Consider the following 22,689-nt stretch of genomic DNA (forward strand, 5'->3'; position numbering starts at 1 on the left):
ATTCTTGCAGTGGTTATCCCTGCTCTGTTAGCTGCCGGCGCAGCAAACGCAGCAGAAATCTATAACAAAGACGGCAACAAACTGGACCTCTACGGTAAAGTTGATGCGCGCCATCAGTTCTCTGATGACTCAAGCTCAGACGGCGACAAATCTTACGTTCGTTTCGGCTTCAAGGGTGAAACTCAGATTACCGACCAGCTGACCGGTTACGGCCAGTGGGAATACAACGTACAGGCTAACGTTGCTGAATCACAGGGCACTTCTGGTTCTAAAACTCGTGTTGGCTTCGCCGGTCTGAAATTTGCTGATGCAGGCTCCTTCGACTACGGCCGTAACTACGGCGTTCTGTACGACGCAATGTCCTACACTGACCAGCTGCCAGTATTCGGTGACGATACCCTGTATCAGGACAACGACAACTTCATGGCCGGTCGTTCTAACGGCCTGGCGACTTACCGTAACAGCAACTTCTTCGGTCTGGTTGACGGTCTGGCATTCGCTGTTCAGTATCAGGGCAAAAACGAAGGTCGCGGTCCACGTTATGACAACGGTGACGGCTGGGGTACCTCTCTGTCCTATGACACTGGCATGGGCATCAGCGCAGTGGGTGCATACTTCAACTCTGACCGCACTGACCAGCAGGCAACTGATGGCAACGGTGATAAAGCCAGTGCCTACGGCTTCGGTCTGAAATATGACGCGAACAATGTTTACCTGGCAGCCTTCTACGGTGAGTCACGTAACCTGACTCAATATGGCAATAACAACGACGGCACTGGCGCTACCGGCCCTGACTTCAACTTCGCTGCCAACAAAGCGCAGGCTTTCGAAGTGGTTGCTCAGTACCAGTTCGACTTCGGTCTGCGTCCATCCATCGCTTACCTGCAGTCTAAAGGCAAGGACCTGAACGGCGCGACTGGCCACGGTTCAACCTTCGCTGGCGGCGATGCTGACCTGGTTAAATATATCGAAATCGGTACCTACTACTACTTCAACAAAAACATGTCCACCTACGTTGACTACAAAATCAACCTGCTGGACGACAACGACTTCACCCGCGCTACCGGTACTTCTACCGACGACGTGGTTGGCGTTGGCCTGGTTTACCAGTTCTAATCTGCCGATTCGAACTGCGTAACACCTCAGAAACGGAGCCTTCGGGCTCCGTTTTGCATTTCAGTGATCGGGCTCCCGATTAGCGCCATTACTTTATACGCCACAGTTATTTCTTTTTTATGTCAGCGGTTGGCAAGCGTTGCGTCTGACGTTAACCTGATAGCTCATTTTGCTAAAGTTCACCCTAACGGAACTGACTCATGTTTGAATCAATCTCTGCCGCACCAGCCGATCCTATTCTGGGACTGGCTGACCTGTTTCGCGCCGACGACCGCCCGAATAAAATCAATCTTGGCATTGGTGTTTATAAAGATGAAACCGGCAAAACGCCGGTGCTGACCAGTGTGAAAAAAGCTGAGCAGTATCTGCTGGAGAACGAGACCACCAAAAACTACCTCAGCATTGATGGTCTGGCTGATTTCGCGCGCTGCACGCAGGAACTGCTGTTTGGCAAAGAGAACGCGCTGATTAGCGCTGGCCGCGCCTGCACCGCGCAGACGCCGGGCGGCACCGGTGCGCTGCGCGTCGCCGCGGATTTCCTCGCTACGCAAACCAACGTCAAACGCGTCTGGGTGAGCAATCCCAGCTGGCCGAACCACAAAAACGTGTTCAACGCCGCTGGTCTGGAAGTGTGTGATTACCAGTATTACGATGCGGCGACCCACAGCCTCGACTTCGACGGCATGCTGGCCTCGCTGCAGGAAGCGCAGGCGGGCGACGTGGTGCTGTTCCACGGCTGCTGCCATAACCCGACCGGTATCGATCCTACCGCTGACCAGTGGCAACAGCTGGCGCAGCTGTCGCTGGAGAAAGGCTGGCTGCCGCTGTTCGATTTCGCCTACCAGGGCTTCGCACGCGGTCTGGATGAAGATGCTGAAGGCCTGCGCATTTTCGCCGCATCCCATCAGGAACTGATCGTCGCCAGCTCCTACTCGAAAAACTTTGGTCTGTACAACGAGCGTGTCGGTGCGCTGACGCTGGTAGCGGCAACGGCCGACGTGGCGAAGACAGCATTCAGCCAGGTGAAATACAGCATCCGCGCCAACTACTCTAACCCGCCGTCGCACGGTGCTGCCGTGGTCGCCACCATTCTCGGTAACGACGCGCTGCGTACCATCTGGGTGCAGGAGCTGACCGACATGCGCCAGCGCATTCAGCGCATGCGCCAGCTGTTTGTGAATACCCTGGCGGAGAAAGGCGCACAGCGCGATTTCAGCTTCATCATCAAACAGAACGGCATGTTCTCGTTCAGCGGTCTGACCAAAGATCAGGTGGTGCGTCTGCGTGAAGAGTTTGGCGTGTATGCGGTGAATTCCGGTCGCGTTAACGTGGCAGGCATGACGCCGGATAATATGTCGGCGCTGTGCGAAGCCATCGTCGCGGTGCTGTAACCAACGAAAAATGGGCCTGATGGCCCATTTTTTTTATTGCAGGAAAGGATTACTGACGCGCTCGTGGCCGAGTGTGGAAATCGGGCCATGGCCAGGGACAAACGTCACATCATCACCCAGCGGCAGAAGTTTATCCCGGATGGCCGCGATTAGATCGCTGTGGCTGCCCTGCGGAAAATCGGTGCGCCCGACGCCACCGTTAAAAATCACATCACCTGAGATCAGCAGACGGCCAGCACGGTCAAAGAACACGATATGGCCAGGCGTATGCCCTGGACAGTGCAGCACTTCCAGCGTCACGTTGCCCAGCTGTACCGTTTCGCCCTCTTCCAGCCAGCGATCTGGCGTCAGCGGCGCGCACTCCGGCAAACCAAACATCCGGCTTTGAGTGGGCAGGTTATCGAGCCAGAAGGCATCGGCTGGCTGCGGCCCGACGATCGGCACCTGATAGTGCTGCGCCAGTTCCGCAGCGGCACCGACGTGATCGAGATGGCCGTGGGTCAGCAGGATTTGCGACGGCGTTAAGCCTCGCTCCGCCAGCACGGCAATAATGGTTTCGGCATCGCCGCCGGGATCAACCAGCGCAGCCTGTTGCGTCTCGTCATCCCAGATAACGGAACAGTTCTGTGAAAAGGCGGTGACCGGAATAATCAGGTAATTCATAGCGCTCCATGACCGACACACGCAGCGCTGCCGGTATCAGGACCAGTGCCTTGCAGGCCCGGTATCAATGTGTACGAAGTTGCTGCGCGGGTAATATCCTACACCACCGGCGCGCATAGATAACGCCGCTTTGCGAACATTGCTCAGAGAAATGCCCTCAATGTGGAAATCCATCGCCTGCCCTTTGGTGTGATAGCTGTGTTTAGCCACGCCAGGGCCCGATTCACGCAGCATATTATTGGTCGCCAGCGTACGGTAGCCGGAGATCAGCTGCACCGGTTTGCGCGTGTTGAGCAGCGTCTGCAAACGATACAGCTGGTCAAACAGATGCGGATCGATGTGTTTAACCTGATTGGCGCGGTAATCGCGGAAGAAGTGGTTTAAGCGAGCTAACTCATCCTTGTCATAACTCTTACCGTTAAAAAACTCAGTTTTGAGGGTTTCACCGGTATGCATGTTACTGAGCGTTAATACCCGGGGGCGGGAGGTGGAAACTGACGCCAGCGCTGCACCCGGCAGCAGTGACAATCCAGCCGCTGCGCCACCCAGCAGCAATAAACGACGACGTTGAGAATCAAAATTAGCCATGAAGCGGGGTTACCTAATCTAAAACGATAAAAATATGTGCAAAAAGTACACAAGGCCGAACAGTAACCGCAGCCTGGAGAGCAGTCAACCCGCAATCTGTCACAGAATGCGCAAAACCGATCTGAAATCAATTTTCCAGACCGGTCTTGCCATTTTCTTTGAGGAAAGGATAACAGGGAAATCAACGCTTAGAGCAGCAGCTGCCCCGCTTTGGTCAGCACCTGGCTGCCGGAGCGCGCCGGGTTATCATAATTGTAAATATCTGTACGATACTGCGGCTGGCCATCATCCGCCACCCAGGCCGTAAGGTAGTAGAGATTGACCGGAATGCGATGGCGAATCGGCACGTAACGCGTATCGCCCTGCTTCAGCGTGTCAGAGATACGGCTGTCGTTCCAGCCCGCGTCCTGCAACAGCAGATCGGCCAGTTCAGAAGCTTTGTTGACGCGCACGCAGCCGGAGCTGAGCGCGCGGATATCACGCTGGAACAGGCCATGGTTCGGCGTGTCGTGCAAATAAATCGCATCTGAACTCGGCATGTTGAATTTATAGCGGCCCAGCGAGTTGCTGGCACCCGGCGCCTGACGAATGCGATACGGGAAGCTGGCGGCGGACACCATGTGCCAGTCAATCATCGACGGATCGATCACTTCCGCATCAGCGCTCCAGCCCGACAGCAGCGTGTAGCCGTGCTTATACAGATAGCTCGGATCCTGCTTCACCTTCGGCACGATATCCTGGCGCACCAGCGTGGTGGGCACGTTCCACGGTGGATTGAGCACCACATTATTGAGCGCGCTGCGCATCAGCGGCGTTTTGCGGTCCGGACGACCGACAATCACCCGCGAGGACAGAATGGTATTGCCGTTGTTGTAGTAGGTCAGGGAATAGTTGGGAATATTCACCATGATGCCGTTGTGCATGTCATCCGGCAGCAGACGCAGACGCTGAATATTCAGCGCCAGCAGCGCCGCACGCATCTGCGGGGAAACATTCAGCCACTCGCGGGTGCGCGGGCCGATGGCACCGTCGTCTGCCAGTCCCTGCCAGTGCTGGAAGCGTTTTACCCCCTCCACCAGCGTGTTGTCGTAAACATTATTGCTGGCCGCCGGGGTTACCGTGCTGATGTTGCCGCTGGCCTGCGGAACCTGCGCCGGCAGATCGCTGACGCTGGTGGCCGACGGGCTGACGGCCACGGGCTGATCGCTCTGGCTCACCGGCTGCGGCGCCGTCGGGACGGCATCGTCGGTCGGCGTGGGCGTCGCGCTGTGCGTGCCGGTCAGCATCCCGGTGCGCTGCAGAATCTCACGCAGCGCCGGCACATCATCGCTGATCTGACCCGGGCGCAGCGTGCCCTTATCGCGCAGCTGCGGCCACGGCCGGTTATCGGTCAGCAATGCTTTTAACGCGCTGTGCATCGGTGCGTACTGCGGATGCTGCGGTTGCAGCGACACCACAAAGGCGCGACTGCCGCCGCCGTTCACCGCATTCTGCCACTGATTGATGGCGGAAAGTGACGGCATGGTCAGCTTGTACGGCACATTGCTGTACAGCCAGGTTTCGCCCTGGGTCGGTACGTTAGCGACAAACTGCAGATAGCCAAGCATGGCGTCGCTCAGCACCACGTCCCGCGCGAAGCCTTTGATATCCGGATTGGTGAGCAACTCTACCCAGCGGGTAAACTGCGGCTGTACGCCGGAGAGCGCCACTTCTGCCAGCTGCTGCTGGAAAGCCTGCACGGCGTCGCGATCCTGCCACAGTGGCGCCATGTTGCGTGCCGCATAGATGCCGGCGAGGCCGGGCAGATAAAAGGGTCGTTCGCTGGGGCTAAATGCCTGCTGAATTTGCTGCTGGCTGGCAGCCACTGACAGCGTGCTGTGCGGCAGCGCGCCGACGTCTGCCGCCTGGCTGATAGCCAGCGGTGCCGCCATCAGTGACAAACTGAGTGCTATTGCAGCACGATTAACTCTGCTCTTCTTGTTCAGCAACATCCCTGCCCCCTTCTTACCAAAGACACAGCATCCTGAAAACGCCGTGTACCGCCTGTACTCTTATGGTTGAGTATAAAATAAAAAACGGCATCCGCCTCGCAGGGCCGATGCCGTTTACAGATTAACCGCAGCCTGAATTTTTAACCAGATTTGCTGCTAGCTATTTTCAGTGACCACGCCTGCGCCGGGATTTTCCTGTTTCACCGGCGTCGAATCGGCGGAGAAACCACGCAGTCCGACCACGTGCACATGCTCCGTATTGTTAAAGACTTTACGTACCAGCTTATAAGTGGTGCCTTTTTCCGGACTGATATTCTCCGGCGCGGCGATCACCAGCTGCATTTCCAGACGCTCGCACAGTTCGAACAGCGTGGCGATGGAGCGCGCATCAAGACGCGCGGCTTCATCGAGGAACAGCAGGCGGCACGGTGAAATATCTTTACCGCGCAGACGCCGTGACTCCTCTTCCCAGCTCTGCACCACCATCACCAGAATCGACATACCGGTGCCGATCGCTTCACCGGTCGACAGCGCCCCGCTTTCGGCGCGCAGCCAGCCGTCGGAGCCGCGGTTCACTTCCACTTCCATCTCAAGGTAGTTGCGGTAGTCGAGCAGCTCTTCACCGATGGTCTGCGCCGTGCGCTGGCCCATATCAATCTGCGGATTGAGACGCTGATACAGCTTCGCCAGCGCTTCCGAGAACGTGAGGCGATTGCTGGTAAACAGATCCTGATGCTGTTCATGCTCTTCCGACAGCGTATCCAGCAGCATGGCGTGCGTTTCGCGTACGTTGACGTTCAGCCGCACGCTGCGCACCTGGCCAAAGCTCACCGCCTGCAAGCCCTGGTTCAGCTGACGGATGCGGTTCTGCTCGCGCTGAATGGTTTTGCGGATGATATTGGCCGCACTGCGCGAGCTGATCGCCAGCGTCTGCTCACGCGCCGTCAGCTCTTCGGTCAGACGGTTCAGCTCAATCTCCATCTGCTCGATAGCTTCAACCGGATCGTCGGTACGAATGATGTCCTGACGGATACGTTCACGAAGATGCTGATAGACGGCGATAAAGAACTGAATCTTGCGCTCCGGCCGTTTTGGATCTTCCGACATGCGCAGCACATCGCGCAGGTGTTCATTATCCGCGACCGCCAGGCGCAGCGCACCGAGGGCCTTATCCGACATTGAGCGTAGCTCGTCGCCACTCAGGTAAGCCAGTTCGCGGCGATGCAGACGGCGCTCGACGCCGTTCTCTTTCACCAGGCGCAGCACGGTGCACCAGCCCGCTTTGGCGCTGACCACCTGCTCACGCATCAGGTGATAATCGCGCTCCAGCTTGCGCAGTTTCTTCTGCAGGCTATCCATCTCGGCTTCGCAGAAGGTGAGCTGTTTCTCCAGCTGATTGCGACGCGCACGGTTGTGGCTGAGCGCCGTGTAGAGTTCGTCACGCCGGCTGCGCGCACGCTCCTCGGCGCTGGCATCAGCGTGCACGCCAATATCCTGCATCTCCTGCTGCAACTCTTTCAACATGTCGCGCTTGGCGTCGTACGAACTCTTCAGCGATGCCAGCACCTGGGAATACTGCGTCAGCTGCGCCTGATGTTCGCGCAGGCGTTCGCGCGCGCGGCTGCGTTCGCCTTCCGCCTGCTCCAGACGCTGGCGCAGTTTTTCGTTGAGATCGCTGTTACCGGTCAGCATGCCAGCCGAATCTTCATAGCTGAAGTGCGCGCGGCGCTGCACCACTTCGGTCAGGGCAAATGCCTGCTGACGCGCTTCGCGCTGCTGCTGCTGCGCCTGCTGATAATCACGCGTCAGCTGTTCGTGCTGCTGCGGATCGCTCTGCAGCACCGCCACCAGCGGCTCCAGCTTGCTGAGTTTCGCGCCGTGCTGATGCAGGAAGCGCGCGGCTTCCTGGGCTTCTTCCACCCGCTCACGAATCTCTTCGCAGCGGTCGGCCAGCGAGTCGTCAAGCAACAGGTTAACGCGCGGGAGCAGGCGGTTGAGCTGCGCCACACCCTCTTTTGCCTGCTCAAACTGGGCACGCTGCTGCTGGTTGTCATTCTCGTGCTGCGCCAGCGCGCGCTCCAGCTCGCCACGACGGCTATTGAGCTGGCGCATCTGCGCTTCCGGATCTTCGTCGAAGGCCACCGCCAGGTGGCTGCCGATAAAGCGGCTAAACGACTGATGCAGACGCTGGGTTTTCTGCACGTCAAACGACAGCGTGGCAAAACGTTCGGCCAGCTGGTCGCGCTCATTGTTCAACAGCTCCAGCTGATTTTCCCGCGCCGCGCGACCAAACAGCGGCACTTTCGGGAAGCGCGAATAACGCCACTGGCGCTCCGCCACTTTGACAACGACCGCATTTTCCAGCTCGTCAACGCTAAAGACGCTGTCATCAAACGACTGCGGATCGCCTTCGATCAGATAGAGATCTTCCGGACACTCTTCCAGGCCGTCGAGCATCTCGCGCACCAGCGACAGGTCCGGCACCACAATGGCGTGACGCGACGGGCCATACAGCGCGGAGAAGTACGGCGCATCATCCAGCGTCACGTCATCGTAAATTTCTGACAGCAGCACGCCGCCAAACCGCTCCGCCAGCTGAGTCAGGCGCGCATCTTCCGCGCCGCCCGGCTGGCTGAGTCGCGCAATCTGCTGCTCGACTTCACGCTTGCGCGCCGCCACTTCATCACGCTCAACGGTGGTTTCACGCTCGCGCTCCAGCAGCTGCTGCATATATTCGGTGATCTGCTGGCTGCTGCTCAGCGTCTGGCCGGTCTGCTCGCTCAGCTGGGTAAGAATCTCCTGCGCCGCCAGCCAGTGCGGTGCCCGTGCGGTCAGCGCAGTGATACGCTCGCGCAGCTGCTCCAGCTCCTGGCGCATCAGCATGCGGCGTTCACCGGCGTCGGCCACGCTTTCGTTCAGCTGTTCTATCTGCGCTTCCAGTTCACGCTGCAGGCCTTCCAGCGCGTCAGCGTCATACTGCTGGCCCTGACGTTTACAGAAGTCGGCCAGCAGACGTTCGGCGTCATGCTGCTCGCGCAGGCGGGTTTCCAGTTCGTTGAGACGCAGACGCAGCGAAGAGAGCTGTTCGGCATGATGGCGCTGGTTAGCGGCATCGCGCAGCAATTCGCGCCCGACCTGCCACGCATCCTGCCGGCTTACCTCGCCAGCAATGCTGGTGACCAGCGCCAGCGCCTGTTCAAACTGGCTGTGCGCCGCTTCCGCCACGCTCAGCTTCTGCTCCAGGCGCAGCAGCCGTTCGGTGGCCTCTTCTTCGCGCGCCTGGAAAGTTTCCTGCCACTCTGCGGCGTTGTCGATGGTGAGGTCCGGCAACTGGCACTGCGCCCGCGCTTTTTCCAGCGCCTGCAACGCCTGCTGATACTGGATGGCGCGGGTTTGCTGCACATCAAGCGCCTGCTGAAAATCGGCCAGCTGGCTTTTCAGCTCGTCGACTTCAATTTCCGCCGCTTCAGCGCGCGCTTCGTTCTCTTCCTGCACCTCACGCGCTTCGGCCACCACTTCATTCTGCTCTTCGAGGCGATAAGTCAGCTCTTCCAGATCGGCGTCGTAACGCGCAATCTTCTCCTGCTGACGCATCGCCGTCTGGACCAGATTAAGGTGATCGCTCGCCGCCTGATAATCGGTTTCCAAATCGCTCTCTGCGCCGTTGTGCTCAGAGAGTTCGCGCGCCATTTCGATGTGACGATACTGTTCTGATGCCAGCTGATTGCGGCTGGTGAACAGCTCGTTACGCAGCTGCAGCGCACCGTCAAGATGGATGCGACGCTCGTTGGCGTGGCGCATGTAGTCGGCAGAAACGTAGCTGGTGGCTTCAGAGATCAGATGCTTAAACAGATCACGATCCGACTGCGTAACGCGAATCGCTTCCAGCGTCATGCGGTTTTCGCGCAGCGCCGCTTCCATATCCTGGAACGCTTTACGCACGCCGCCGTTTTCCGGCAGCAGGTAATCGCGCAGCGAGCGGGTAATGGCGCTGGAGATACCGCCATACAGCGAAGCTTCGATCAGACGGTAGAATTTGCTGCGATCGCTGGCGGTGCGCAGGCGACGCGGTACCACGCCGAGCTCAAACATCATGGCGTGGTAGTCCGTGACCGAGCTGAACTGGCGGAACTGCACGCCCTCCTGCGCTTCCACCCGCTCCTTCACTTCTGCCAGCGGCAGCACGCGCGCCTGACGGCTGCCGAGAATTTCGGTCAGCATATCGGTTGGCAGCGTATCGGTCGGCAGGCCGTGAATACTGAAAGGCTTAATGTCGACTTTCTTATCGCGTCCGGCCACCTGCTGCAGGCGCACGCCAGCCACCACGCGCTGATGGCGCGAGTTGACCACGTCCAGCACCGCATAGCAGACGCCCGCGCGCAGTTTGCCGTGCAGGCCCTTGTCGCGCGAGCCGGACGTGGCACCGGCTTCGGTGGTGTTACGGAAATGCAGCAGGGTTAAGTCCGGAATCAGTGCCGTAACAAACGCCGCCATGGTGGTCGATTTACCGGCACCGTTACCGCCGGACAGCGTGGTGACCAGCTCATCCAGATCAAAGGTGCGGGCAAAGAAACCGTTCCAGTTGATCAGCGTGAGCGATCGAAATTTACCGCGTTCAATCATGCCTGTTCATCCTCCGCGCGCTCGCTCGCGTCGTGTTCGCTGTCATTTTCTGCCTCGTCGCTCTCACTGGCGACCGGTGCGTTCTCCAGCGTCATCGCTTCGCCATCACGAATCAGGCGCAGCTGCGCTTCACGTGCGTCGTCACCGCTGCGCACATCCGCACCAAAGCGGAAAACGGACTCCATGATGCGGAACTTGCTGCTGTCGTTGCCCATAAACCACACCATGCCGAGACGGCGCAGACGGCTGAGCGACGCACGCATCTTCTCCTGCAGTTTGGCGCGATCCAGATCCGACCCGGTGGAGCGCTGGTTAACCAGCTTCAGCAACCTGCTTTCATCCGCCAGCGACAGCAGCTCGTCGTACAGCTCCTGCTGGGTGAAAATGCCCTCGTTGGCCAGCCGCTCCGGGCTCAGGTAGAGATAGCAGAGAATTTTACCCACCATCATGTCGAGCTCGGACAGCACCGAGCGCGGGATCAGCGTGGTTGAGCGCGGACGCAGATAGAAAAAACCTTCCGGCGCGCGGATCAACTCAACGTTGTAGCGCGCATAAAACTCTTCCAGAAACGGCTGGTAATCCATCAGAAAAGCGTGATTATCCAGCTCTTCAATACCAATGTGGCGGCCGGCGCGTAACTGGCTATCAAGCGCGGGAAAAATCGGGTTTGCCAGTGCCAGCGCCAGTTTGACCGGCATCACTTGTTCAATATTTGTCGATGACATGTGCCTGCACCTTGGCTCCGTAATCATTGATGGTCTGCCATTCCGCAGGCAGACCGGCTAAATCGGCTTCGGCCACGCCGAGTCGCACCGCCTGATCGATGACGATGCGTGCGAGGTCGAAGTGGCGCGCGCGGGGATACTGCGCCAGATAGTCACGCATCACCGTGGCGAGATGCAGCGGCTTCTGCTGCTGCTTGTAAATCTGCAGCGCTTCTTCAATCATCGCCGCCAGCTGCTCGCGGATTTCGTTAAACTCTTCGTACTCCATTTCCGGCGGCAGTTCGCCCATCACCTCGTCGTTACGCAGCGTCATCTCTTCATCGCGCATGTCATACAGACGGTCGGCATTGGCGTAAGTCAGCGCCCACGGCTGATCGAAATAGTTCTGCACCGACTGGCGTAAACGCTGCGCGAACACGCGGTTTTTATCCATGTCGATGGCGGTACGAATAAATTTGTGCACGTGGCGGTCGTAACCGATCCACAGATCGATAGCCTGCTGCCCCCAGCTGATAATGCGATCAAGCTTGTTTTGCAGGTCAAACACCAGCTTGTCGACGAAGCCCAGATCCGGGCTGCTCAGCGTGGCGTCCTGAATCCGCAGCAGGTTAGCCTGCAGCTTGTCGCCTGCCGCTTCCAGCGTATCCTGCAGTTCACGCAGCGTGCCGGAGGTCTCCGACAACAGCAGCTCACAGCTGGAGATGGCCGCGCGCCAGTCTTTATTCAGCAGATCGGCGATATCGCTTTTTACCGCCTGCTGCTGTTCGTCCATCAGGCGCTGCGTCATGTCGATGCTGTCGAAGATTTCCGCGACCGAATATTTCAGCGGCGCAAAGACGTTGCGATGCCAGTGAAACTCGTCGCCATCTTCCTCGGCGGCGTCGGCGGCGCGCTTCAGCTCCTGCGCGACAATCGACAGCTGCATCGACAGGCGCAGCGTGGAAAATTCGCGCTGGCGGATGTAATAGTCGGTGATGCCGATCGCCAGTGGCGTCAGACGATAGATGGCGTGACCTTCGGTCAGCTCGCTGGTAAAACGGTTAAGCAGGCGCTGACGCACCATGTCGTTGATGGCGTTGTTGGCACGGACCTGAATGGTTTCGTGGGTTTGTTCAAACGCTTTGCTGACGTGACGAAAGGCGTCAATCAGCTCACCTTCACTCATCTCGCCGTCCATGCGCTCCCCGTTGAGGGTGGCGATGGCCAGCAAAAACGCCAGACGTTCTACCGGCAGCGCAAGGGAAAAGTCATTCTTGCGCGCCCATGCCACCAGTTCGGGGACCGTCTGGGAAAATTCGCTCATAGTTGATCCTTCTACCTGGGTTTGCGCGCAGTCACGTGGATATAGCGCCCTAAGCTCAAAAAGGGCTCCTGACGACAGTAGCGCCGTTCCATCTCAATAATTTCCTCAACGCTCTTCCCGGCGCCGGGCTGCGGCTTCATGTAGTCACTGAACACGCGGATACCGGCACGCTGCTCGGTGATAAATCCGCACTGCGTCAGCCAGCGCTGTACATCGTCAGGATCGCGGGGGAAATCCGGCGACAGCGTGCGTTTTTTGCGCTTGTTCATGTTGGCGCGCAGATAGCCGAAATTGCCGAGCGTCAGAGTGCGGAACGTCAGGCCGTGCGCGTTATAAAACATCAGCGACAGCACACCACCGGGTTTCAGCGTATGCCACAGTGCTTGCAGCACCGCCAGCGGATCCGCCACCCACTCAAGCACAGCGTGAAACAATACCAGATCCACCGGCTTATCCAAATGTTCGCCAACCTGCTGCGCGCTAATTTGTTTGAATTGCATGTTGTGGCTCACACCTGCGCTGTGCGCATGGGCGGCGGCCAGCTTAAGCATCTCGCCCGACAGGTCGCACAGCAGTATCTGATGACCCTGCGCAGCAAGACCGCTGGAGATCTGACCGACACCACCACCGGCATCCAGCACCGCCAGCGGGCCAGCGGGCAGCGTCGGCAGAATGGCGTTCAGCTCATCCCAGATGATCGCCTGACGCACCTGGCCTTTACGGGTGCCATAAATATTTTGCGAGAATTTATCCGCCAGATCGTCAAAGTTACGATCCTGCATGGTGATGGCTCCGCTTTGCTGCATTCAACTTGTGCTATTTTGTCACAGGCTCGACAAGAATGAACCTTTCATGCCGCAGTAACTGTCTGGCTGCTGTTTTTTCGGACAAAAGGAGACGTTTTCGATGTTTTTTGCCTTAAAAAAATGGATTGGCGCGATGCTACTGCCTTTGCCATTGCTGTTAACGCTTATGGCGGCAGGACTTTTACTGCTCTGGTTCAGCCGCTGGCAAAAAAGCGGCAAAATCCTTATCTCATTAAGCTGGCTGATGCTGTTACTGCTGAGCCTGCAACCGGTGGCCGATCGGCTGCTGGCCCCGCTGGAAAACCAGTATGCCACGTGGAATGGCAGCGAGCCGGTGGACTATATCGTGGTGCTGGGCGGGGGTTACACCTATAACCGGCAGTGGGCACCGAGCTCCAACCTGCTGAACAACAGCCTGCCGCGCGTGACCGAAGGCGTTCGCCAGTGGCGACGCTATCCTCAGGCCAAAATGATCTTCACCGGTGCCGCTGCGGGCTACAATCCGCGCAGCAACGCCAGCGTTGCCGCCGACGTGGCGCGCAGCCTTGGCGTGCCCGACGATGCCATTATTGTGCTGGATCAGCCGCATGACACCGGCGAAGAAGCGCTGGCGGTAAAGCAGACCATCGGGCAGCATCCGTTTCTGCTGGTAACGTCTGCCAACCATCTGCCACGCGCGATGCACTTTTTCCAGAGCGCCGGCCTGAATCCGCTACCGGCACCGGCTAACCAGCTGGCGATCACCTCACCGATCAGCGTCTGGGATCGCACACTGCCCTCGCCGCTGTGGCTCAGCCATAGCCAGCGCGCGGTGTACGAAACGCTGGGGCTGATCTGGCAGCGGCTGCGCGGCAGTGGCGAACTTTCAGCCGAGCCAGGGGAGTAGCTGCGCGCGGGCATGGTCAAAGCGCGGCCGGTCAAACTGGCCGCTGCTGACCAGCGTGTCAACGCAATCCCACAGCTGATAGAGCCAGCGGCGCCAGACGAAACCTTCATCCACCGGCGCACGCTGTAAATAGTGCTGCAGCAGCGATGCTTCAGCACCGTTTTCCGCCAGGCGCATCAGCTCATACTCACGCGGTGCCCACAAAATGGTGCCCGGCTGGGTCATCGCCACCAGCTGATCGCTGTGCGGGTCTTTCAGCATACTGGCGAGACGCAGATTGCCGTGCATTAGCACGCACGGGTCGTCAAAGCCGGCAAACAGCTGCGCCAGCTGTTCGCGGCTGCGGAACAGAATCTGACGATCGGCGTGGGTAAATCCAGGGGGCGACAGATAGCCCAGCGTGGACCACAGCACTTCCACCCGCTGGCGATACCACGCCGGCCAGCGATTTTCCTGCACGCTGTCAACGCTGCCGACCAGGCCATGGCTGTCAATGCGGTGCCACGCCAGCAGCCCTTCGACAATCTGTTCACACAGCTGCTCCCAGCGCGCTGCCGTCCGCGCCGGCGCTTCGGCCGATACGCCATTTAAGCGCGCCAGCAGCAGCATTTCATGCGCCGGCGGTTGCTGACTCAAAACCAGGCCGTACACCGTGGGCAGCGTAATCAGTCCTTCATGCGCCAGCATGGTGAGTTTTTTCGCTTCGAGCGCGGCGCGTCCCTGATGACGAAAATATTTGGCCACCAGCGGCATCGGCTTGCCGTGGTCATCATAGAGGGCGTAAAGCCGCGATTGTGCCTGTTCGCTGATGGTTTCCAGCCGGCTGACGCCTTCGCCCAGCACCAGCGCCAGTTCTGCACGGAGTTGTTCCATGGAAGAGTCCTCCGGAGTTAACTCATTGCACCATCCTGGAGGTCATGACGGCGCGAAACTTAGCGCCAGATCAAACTTTGCGGCCAGCCGGGGCGCTGGCCGCTGACGATTATGCCTGCATCGCTTCACGCACGCGCAGCAGATCGTCCGGCGTATCCACACCGACGCTCGGCACGGTGGCCGCTACCGCCACGTGAATCTTTTCGCCGTACCACAGCACGCGCAGCTGCTCCAGCAACTCGATCTGCTCCAGCGCACAGGGTTGCCATGCCACATAGCGACGGATAAAACCGGCGCGATAGGCATAAATACCGATGTGGCGCAGCAGCGTGTCGCCAATCTGCTCACGCGACTGCGCGTAACGTTCACGATCCCACGGAATGGTCGCACGTGAAAAATAGAGCGCATAACCGCTGGCATCAGTGACCACTTTTACCGCGTTGGGATTGAACGCCTCTTCTGCCTCGTGAATCGGTACCGCCAGCGTGGCCATGCCGGCATCCGCCTGGGCCAGATTGTCCGCGACCTGACGCACAATCTCCGCCGGAATCATCGGCTCGTCGCCCTGCACGTTCACGATGATGGTATCGTCAGCAAACTGATATTTTTCAATCACCTCGGCCAGACGCTCGGTACCAGATTGGTGGTCGGCGCGCGTCATGCAGACTTCCCCGCCGGCAGCGGTCACCGCGGCCGCCACGTCAGGATGATCGGTGGCCACAATCACCCGCTCGGCGCCGGACTCGCGTGCACGTTCCATCACGTGCACCACCATCGGTTTACCGTGAATATCCAGCAGCGGTTTGCCCGGCAGGCGCGTGGAGGCGTAGCGTGCCGGAATAATCGCCACGAAACTCATGGATGAATCTCTTCAACGGACAGGGTGCGCGCTTCTACTTCCAGCAATACCGGAATACCGTCACGCACCGGGAACGCCAGGCCGTCGGGTTTGCAGATCAACTCCTGCTGCTCTTTGTTGTAATACAGTTTTCCGTTGCAGACCGGACAGGCCACAATCTCAAGTAAACGGTGATCCATACTTTTCTCCTTTCAGGACCGATACGTCAGAGGATTAGCATACCATAGCGCAATCAGGGACGGCGCGCCGCCATCGGCTTATATGCTGACGTGCCAGTGCGTGGACCAGGCGGCCCGCAGCGCATCAGGCGCGTTTTCCAGCACCACTTCGCGGGCACCCTGCCAGGTGGCGAAGCGGTTAATGGCTTTATGCACATCAGCGAGAAACTGCTGGCTCACGCGCACGCCGGGTTCCAGCCAGAAGGCCCGCAAAATCAGGCGCTGCGCCTGACGATCCATTTTGGCATCGACGCGCCCTTTCAGTACGCCGCGGTGCAGCAGCGGCAGGACAAAATAGCCGTATTTACGTTTGTGCTCCGGCGTATAGCACTCGATGCGGTAGTCAAAATTAAACAACTCAAGCGCGCGGCGACGATCCCATACCACCGGATCAAACGGTGACAGCAGCGCGCTGTGCGTGGCGGCCTGCGGCTGCGTCAGCTGCGGCAGCAGCGTATGGTGCAGCCACATCTCGCCCAGTTGCTCAACCTCAACGCGCTGAATCACTCCCTGCTCAGCGGCCTGCGCCAGCCAGAGTGCGATGGGCGCACGTTTCAGCCGGTAGTAATCGGCCAGCCAGCTGGCGCGGAAAATGCCGAGGCTGCGCGCGCTGTGATCCAGCATCTGCATCACCGCCTCGTTCTCGCTCAGCGCATGCTGCTCGTCGCGCCAGTGCGGCATCACCCGGCTACGCAGATCGTAGACGCGCTGGAAGTTACGGCGCCCGACAACCATCAGCTCACCGGCGCTAAACAGGTTCTCCAGATGTCGCTTGTGCGGCTTCCACGCCCACCAGCCGGGTTTGGTGTGCTTGTCGCTGGCAAAATCAGCGGCGCGTACCGGACCGGTGGCGGCGATATGTTGCAGCAGATCGGCGATCTCCTGCTGATGCTGATCCACCCATTGCTGATTGTATTTCCAGCCCAGGCGCTGCGGTGCCAGCATGCGGTGACGCAGCAGCGGATAATCTTCAAAAGGGATAAAACAGGCTTCATGCGCCCAGTATTCAAACAGCGCGCCCGCCGCCAGCGTTTGCTCCAGCCACTCGGCTGGAAAAGCGCCCAGCCGGCTGAACAGCACCAGATATGGACTGCGCGCGACCACATTAATGGTATCGATTTGCAGCAGCGACATCTGCCGCACACAGGCGTGAATATCGGCAAAACGCGCCTGACGGCGCGGCGGGCGTAGCAGGCCCTGGGCAGAGAGGTGCAGATTGCGGGCGGTTTGCAGAGAGAGGGAATGCGTGCTGGTCATTGCGTCGTCCCTTTGAATGGTTAGCGCGACCGGGCGTCGCGCGCAGCCGTACAGAGTTGCGTCAGATCGGCCAGCAATGCGGCCAGCGGCGCGCCCGCCAGATGCGCATCCACCGGCAGATACCACCAGTTAGCGCGGGCAAAATGGCGGCATTTGACTGCATCTTTTTCCGTCATCAGCAGGCACTGTGCATCCTGAGTCAGGCTGCGTAACTCTTCTTCGCTGTAAGCGTGGTGGTCGGCAAAGGCTATCTCTGCCACCGGCTGCACGCCCTGCTGCTGCAGCGTAGTGAAGAAACGCGGCGGATGACCGATGCCGGCCATCGCGACAATTGGCGGCAGCTGCGTCAGTGCAGCCTGTTCGCCGGTCAGCAGATTGACCGCCAGGCCCGGCTGCAGCGTCATGGCGATCTCGCCAGCCTGCGCGCTGCCCCCGTTGACCACCACGGCATCTACCTGCGCCAGCCGCGATGCGCGTTCACGCATCGGTCCGGCCGGTAACCACCAGCCGTTACCAAAGCGACGCACGCCATCCACCACCACGATTTCGCGATCGCGCTGCAGCGCGTAGTGCTGCAGGCCATCATCCGTCACAATCACATCCAGCGGATGCGCCGCCAGCAGGGCCTCGATTGCCAGCCGGCGCTGCGGTGCCACTGCCACCGGCACCTGGGTGCGCTGGGCGATCAGCACCGGTTCATCACCAGCCTGTTCCGTCGCGGTATCCTGATTGACCAGCAGCGGATAGCGTTCCGCTTTACCACCGTAACCGCGCGACACCACACCCGGACGCAGCCCCTGCTGTTGCAGCGCCTGCACCAGCCAAATCACCAGCGGTGTTTTACCGTTGCCGCCCGCGGTCAGGTTGCCAACGACAATGACCGGACAGGGCGCGCGCCAGCGGGTACGCCAGCCGCGCTGATAGCTCAGGCGAATCAGCCAGGTGATAGCGCCATACAGCAGACTCAGCGGCCACAACAGCAGCCACAGCGGCGAGCGTCCGCTCCAGATACGTTCAATCATTGACCGAACTGCAGTTTGTGCAGCTGCGCGTAAGCACCTTTCTGCGCCAGCAGCACCTCATGAGTACCGCGTTCCACGATTCGCCCATCCTCGACCACCACGATTTCGTCGGCCTTTTCAATGGTGGAGAGACGGTGCGCAATCACCAGCGACGTGCGGTTCTTCTGCAGCTCGTCCAGCGCCGACTGGATGGCACGCTCGGATTCGGTATCCAGCGCCGAAGTGGCTTCGTCGAGAATCAAAATCGGGCAGTCACGCAGCAGCGCACGAGCAATGGCGATACGCTGACGCTGGCCGCCAGACAGTAGCACGCCATTTTCACCAATGACCGTATCAAGACCGTTATCCATCTTGTTGATGAAGTCCATAGCGTGCGCCATGGTCGCCGCCTGCTCGATTTGCTCGCGGGTATATTCACCGTTGCGCGCATAAGCGATGTTATTGGCGATGGTGTCGTTGAACAGATGGACATTTTGCGAGACCAGCGCCACCTGATTACGCAGCGAGCGCAGGGTATATTCCCGCAGGTCGTGACCATCCAGCAGAATCTCGCCCTCGTTGATATCGTAAAAACGCGTCAGCAGGCTGGCCATGGTGGATTTACCCGAGCCGGAACGGCCCACCAGCGCCACGGTTTTACCCGCGGGCAGCGTGAGATTAATATCACGCAGCGCCGGAATGTCGCGGCCCGGATAGGTAAAGGTCACGTTGCGGAATTCAACATCCCCTTTTGCACGCGTGATTTCGCGCTTGCCGTTGTCGATCTCCTGCTCGCTATCCAGAATAGTGAACAGCGTTTGACAGGCCGCCATGCCGCGCTGGAACTGGGCGTTGACGTTGGTCAGCGATTTCAGCGGACGCATCAGGGCGATCATCGACGAGAACACCACGGTGATGGTACCGGCAGTCAGGGTATCCATCACGCTCGGGAAGCTGGCGGCATACAGCACAAAAGCCAGCGCCAACGATGCGATCAGCTGGATCACCGGATCGGAAATCGAAGAGGCCGAAACCAGTTTCATCCCCTGCTGGCGCATTTTATTGCTCACCTGCGAGAAACGCTCGGCTTCCACTTCCTGTCCGCCAAAAATCAGCACTTCTTTGTGCCCTTTCAGCATCTGCTCAGCACTGGTGGTTACCTGCCCCATGGTGTTCTGCATATTTTTACTGATGCTGCGGAAGCGCCTGGATACGGTGCGGATGGCAAAAGAGACCAGCGGCGCCAGCAGGATCAAAATCAGTGACAGCTGCCAGCTGTAGTAGAACATCATGATGAACAGGCCAATGATCGATGCGCCTTCGCGTACCACCGTCACCAGCGCGCTGGAGGAGGAAGAGGCCACCTGTTCAGAATCGTAGGTAATCCGCGACAGCAGCGTACCGGTAGACTGCTGATCGAAGAATGCAACCGGCATGCCCATCATGTGGCCGAACAGGCGACGGCGCATGTTCATCACCACATTGCCGGAGACCCATGAGATGCAGTAACTGGAGATATAACTGGTTACGCCGCGGATCAGCATCAGGCCGATGACCGCCAGCGGCATCCACAGCAGAACGGATTTGTCGGCTTTGCCGAAACCATCATCCAGTAAAGGTTTCAACAGGGAGAGCATTAGGGTGTCGCCTGCCGCATTGAGTATCAGCGCCACGGCGGACACAATCAGGCCAGCCTTGTGCGGTGCAATCATCGGCCAGAGTCGGCGAAATGTCTGCCACGTTGAGAGGTCTTTGTCTTGATGCATTATTTATTCACGCTGTTTGAAATAGCCGCTCATTCTACCTGGAATCGTGTTTGACGCCAAACCACTGATGATACCAGCGGGGGATTATTTGCTCTCTTAACCCCTTAATCTGCCAGCGACCCTGCCGTATCGCGATGTGAATCTGGCCTGATTGCGCAGTGTCATACCAGCGATAGCCCTGCTCACGGTAACGCTGGACCACGGCGACGGCGGGCATACGCCAGGCGTTATAGCGCGCCAGCGAAGCCAGCGCCGCCTGCCCGGCAACACTCCGTAACAGTAAAGGGCCGGAGGAGCTCCGACTGCCATGATGGGGCACCTGGATAACAGTGGACTGCAAGCCGCCCTTTTCCAGGGCGACCAGCTTGCGCTCCGCCTCCAGCTCGATGTCCCCGGTCAGTAACAGGCTGAACTGACCATCATCCACACGCACCACGCAGGAGTCGTTATTTTGCCCGGCAGTCTGCGCGCGCGGCGGCCATAGCGCGTGAAAGTGCAAACGCCCCCACTGCCACTGCTGGCCGCGATAGCACGGCAGATGCCCGGGCTCGCCGAGCGCGCTGCGTACCCGCAGACCAGGCTGCGCCTGTTGCAGCGCGGCTAATCCACCACGGTGATCGAGATGCTTGTGGCTCAGGATCACCCCTTGCAGTTGGCGCCCGGTGTAGTGCAGCCAGGGTAACAAAACTCGCCCGCCTGCATTGTCCTCTGCCCAGCCGGGTCCGCTGTCATACAGCATCACCTGATTTCCCTGACTGATCGCCACCGCCAGACCATGTCCGACATCGATCATGTCAATCTGCCAGTCATCCTGCTGGGCATTGCTGCGCCAGAACCACAGCGATAGCAACAGCGCGCAGCAGGGCATCAGCGCCTTCGCGAGCAAGCCGCTGCGCCACAGCGCCAGCCCGGCCCAGAGCAGCAGCACCGCCGGCAGCGTATCGCTCCAGCGCCACCAGCCGGCGGGCAGCCACGCCAGCCCCTGCATCACCAGGCTGACCGACAGATCGGCCAGCTGCCATAGCGGAACGGTGATTGCAGGCAGCTGCAACAGCATCGCCAGCAGAATCAAAGGCACGGTAATCAGCGACACTACCGGCACCGCCAGCAGGTTGGCCACTAGCGCGCTCAGGCTGAGCCCGTGGAACAGAAAGATCTGCAGCGGCGCCATCAGAATCATCATGCCCAATTGCAGGTGCAGCAGTCGCAGCATGAGCCAGCGACGCGGCTGGCGGAAACGTGGCGGCAGAGGAAACCACTGAAACCACAGTATCAGCATCGCCACGGCCAGCGCCGACAGCCAGAAGCTTTCTGACAGCACCGTCAGCGGATCAAGCCATAACAAACTCCCTACGCAGAGCGTCCACACCTGCCAGTTGCTCAGCTGCCAGCCAGCTATACGCGTCGCCAGCCACAGCGTTAACGCCAGCATCGCGCGCTGTGCCGGAGGATGACTGCCGGAGATCCAGCAATAGGCTGCCGCTGTTAACCCGCTGATCAGCAGCGGCATCAGATAGCCGATTTGCCTGGCAGGTAACACTAACTGGATGACGCGCGCCAGTAGCCAGCCTACGCTGGCCGCCAGCGCGATATGCATGCCGGAGATGGCCATCAGGTGCGCGGTACCGGTTTCGCGCAGTAAGGCTCGCTGGGCCGGGGTCATCGCCTCACGCACGCCAAAGGCCAGCGCCTGTATTATTGCGGGCTGCGTTAACCCGGTGAAACGCGCCAGATGATGATCGATAAACCGCGTCCGCCAGCTGCAGCGCAGAGACTCAGCCTGCTGGCTGACAATACGCCCCTGCAGCGCGCTGTGGTTAGCAATGGCAAAACGCTGCAGATCAAATTCGCCCTCGTTGAGCCGGGCGTGCACCGCGCGTAGCCGCAGCTTCATCTGCCAGCGCTGTCCCGCACACCAGGCAACCTCATCGCTGACATTACGCAGCGTGACAAACAACGGTGGAAAGACGTAGCGGTCACCTGCCCGGATTATCTGCGCCGTGAGCTGGTTCTTCGCGGGATTCACTGCAGTTATCTGAAGCGTGGCCGCCACCGGTGCCATGGTCAGTTGCTCGAGGGTATCGACCGTCTGACGCGCCTCGATCAGTGCCCAGCTCAACAGCAGCAAGCCCAGTCCGGCGTAGCGCAAAAGCATTACTGACGTACACGCCAGCAACAGTGCGCTTATTAACAGCAGCACAATGGTACTGTAAGCGGGGATGTGCGGCAGCATACCCAGCGGCAGCGCCGCGAGGAGCATCATTCTGGCTACCACTGTTATTGTCACGCGCACGCCCTCTTCTGTCATTGCCGCGCATTGTGCGCGCTGGCAGAGGCAAAAGCATGCGGCTAAATGTCGATTTCAGAGAGGGATTACGCGCAGTTTATGGTGGTTGCAGGAAATGAACAGCAATATGGAAGCAGGATCGCAAGCCTGAACGCGAGGCAAAAAAAAACGACACCTGCAGGTGTCGTTTTTATCGTTCGGTAACGGCTTAGCCGTAGATATTTGCACGGTCACGCAATTCTTTGCCTGGCTTGAAGTGGGGAACGTATTTACCTTCCAGTTCCACTTTGTCACCCGTTTTCGGGTTACGACCAGTGCGCGGTGCGCGGTAGTGCA

At 59.1% G+C, this 22,689-nt stretch carries 18 protein-coding genes; 3 read left to right on the forward strand and 15 right to left on the reverse strand.

Annotation, left to right across the window (positions count from 1 at the left end; translation table 11 throughout):
• Positions 1–1,116 (forward strand): porin OmpC (gene ompC / locus QMM04_RS10855; protein ID WP_282996165.1); only part of this gene is annotated, 1,116 nt, incomplete at its 5' end.
• Between the two features lie 200 nt (positions 1,117–1,316).
• Positions 1,317–2,507, forward strand: coding sequence for an amino acid aminotransferase (locus QMM04_RS10860; protein ID WP_021508330.1), 1,191 nt, complete (start codon positions 1,317–1,319; stop codon positions 2,505–2,507).
• A gap of 33 nt (positions 2,508–2,540) precedes the next feature.
• Here QMM04_RS10860 and QMM04_RS10865 read toward each other — a convergent pair whose 3' ends face one another.
• The 7 genes from QMM04_RS10865 to cmoM all read right to left on the reverse strand — a co-directional run bounded on the left by QMM04_RS10865 (position 2,541) and on the right by cmoM (position 13,182).
• Positions 2,541–3,170: an MBL fold metallo-hydrolase gene (locus tag QMM04_RS10865; RefSeq protein ID WP_021508331.1), complete on the reverse strand. Its 630-nt coding sequence runs from the start codon at positions 3,168–3,170 to the stop codon at positions 2,541–2,543.
• Between the two features lie 36 nt (positions 3,171–3,206).
• Positions 3,207–3,758, reverse strand: a complete 552-nt coding sequence (locus QMM04_RS10870; protein ID WP_031279855.1) for a YcbK family protein — start codon at positions 3,756–3,758, stop codon at positions 3,207–3,209.
• Between the two features lie 188 nt (positions 3,759–3,946).
• Positions 3,947–5,749 carry a L,D-transpeptidase gene (gene ldtD, locus QMM04_RS10875; RefSeq protein ID WP_152391163.1) on the reverse strand — a complete coding sequence of 601 codons (1,803 nt, stop codon included), beginning with the start codon at positions 5,747–5,749 and terminating at the stop codon, positions 3,947–3,949.
• 156 nt (positions 5,750–5,905) lie between these two features.
• On the reverse strand, positions 5,906–10,372 hold the full coding sequence (gene mukB, locus QMM04_RS10880; RefSeq protein ID WP_282996166.1) for a chromosome partition protein MukB: 4,467 nt from the start codon (positions 10,370–10,372) through the stop codon (positions 5,906–5,908).
• Complete coding sequence (mukE, locus tag QMM04_RS10885; protein WP_031279857.1) at positions 10,369–11,097, reverse strand: chromosome partition protein MukE; 729 nt, start codon at positions 11,095–11,097, stop codon at positions 10,369–10,371. Before mukE ends, mukB begins: the two co-directional genes overlap by 4 nt.
• A complete protein-coding gene (gene mukF / locus QMM04_RS10890; RefSeq protein ID WP_021508336.1) occupies positions 11,078–12,400 on the reverse strand; it encodes a chromosome partition protein MukF in 1,323 nt (440 codons plus the stop codon). The genes mukE and mukF overlap by 20 nt, the downstream gene beginning before the upstream one ends.
• 11 nt (positions 12,401–12,411) lie before the next feature.
• Positions 12,412–13,182: a tRNA uridine 5-oxyacetic acid(34) methyltransferase CmoM gene (cmoM, locus tag QMM04_RS10895; RefSeq protein WP_104092773.1), complete on the reverse strand. Its 771-nt coding sequence runs from the start codon at positions 13,180–13,182 to the stop codon at positions 12,412–12,414.
• 124 nt (positions 13,183–13,306) lie between these two features.
• Between cmoM and elyC the strand changes: the two genes are divergently transcribed.
• Positions 13,307–14,092 carry an envelope biogenesis factor ElyC gene (gene elyC, locus QMM04_RS10900; RefSeq protein ID WP_104092772.1) on the forward strand — a complete coding sequence of 262 codons (786 nt, stop codon included), beginning with the start codon at positions 13,307–13,309 and terminating at the stop codon, positions 14,090–14,092.
• On the opposite strand, the gene QMM04_RS10905 is transcribed toward elyC, so the two are convergent.
• From QMM04_RS10905 to QMM04_RS10940, 8 genes are all read right to left on the reverse strand, one after another.
• Positions 14,072–14,965: a YcbJ family phosphotransferase gene (locus QMM04_RS10905; RefSeq protein WP_104092771.1), complete on the reverse strand. Its 894-nt coding sequence runs from the start codon at positions 14,963–14,965 to the stop codon at positions 14,072–14,074. The genes elyC and QMM04_RS10905 overlap by 21 nt on opposite strands.
• Positions 14,966–15,074: 109 nt before the next feature.
• On the reverse strand, positions 15,075–15,824 hold the full coding sequence (kdsB, locus tag QMM04_RS10910) for a 3-deoxy-manno-octulosonate cytidylyltransferase (protein WP_058757760.1): 750 nt from the start codon (positions 15,822–15,824) through the stop codon (positions 15,075–15,077).
• Entirely contained in the window at positions 15,821–16,003 is a 183-nt protein-coding gene (locus QMM04_RS10915) for a Trm112 family protein (protein ID WP_010618270.1), read from the reverse strand. The genes kdsB and QMM04_RS10915 overlap by 4 nt, the downstream gene beginning before the upstream one ends.
• A gap of 78 nt (positions 16,004–16,081) precedes the next feature.
• Entirely contained in the window at positions 16,082–17,299 is a 1,218-nt protein-coding gene (locus QMM04_RS10920) for a winged helix-turn-helix domain-containing protein (RefSeq protein WP_104092770.1), read from the reverse strand.
• A 20-nt stretch (positions 17,300–17,319) separates the two neighbouring features.
• The gene (gene lpxK / locus QMM04_RS10925; RefSeq protein ID WP_104092769.1) at positions 17,320–18,321 is read right to left on the reverse strand and encodes a tetraacyldisaccharide 4'-kinase; all 1,002 of its coding nucleotides are present in this window, start codon (positions 18,319–18,321) and stop codon (positions 17,320–17,322) included.
• Positions 18,318–20,066 (reverse strand): lipid A ABC transporter ATP-binding protein/permease MsbA, encoded by a 1,749-nt coding sequence (msbA, locus tag QMM04_RS10930; protein WP_282996167.1) that lies wholly within the window; start codon positions 20,064–20,066, stop codon positions 18,318–18,320. The genes lpxK and msbA overlap by 4 nt, the downstream gene beginning before the upstream one ends.
• 34 nt (positions 20,067–20,100) lie before the next feature.
• Positions 20,101–22,329 carry a DNA internalization-related competence protein ComEC/Rec2 gene (locus tag QMM04_RS10935; RefSeq protein ID WP_282996168.1) on the reverse strand — a complete coding sequence of 743 codons (2,229 nt, stop codon included), beginning with the start codon at positions 22,327–22,329 and terminating at the stop codon, positions 20,101–20,103.
• Between the two features lie 232 nt (positions 22,330–22,561).
• The coding region (locus QMM04_RS10940) for an HU family DNA-binding protein (protein WP_282996169.1) at positions 22,562–22,689 on the reverse strand (128 nt) is incomplete at its 5' end.

This window comes from Pantoea sp. Pa-EAmG, from assembly GCF_030024295.1.
Taxonomy (GTDB): domain Bacteria; phylum Pseudomonadota; class Gammaproteobacteria; order Enterobacterales; family Enterobacteriaceae; genus Pantoea; species Pantoea dispersa.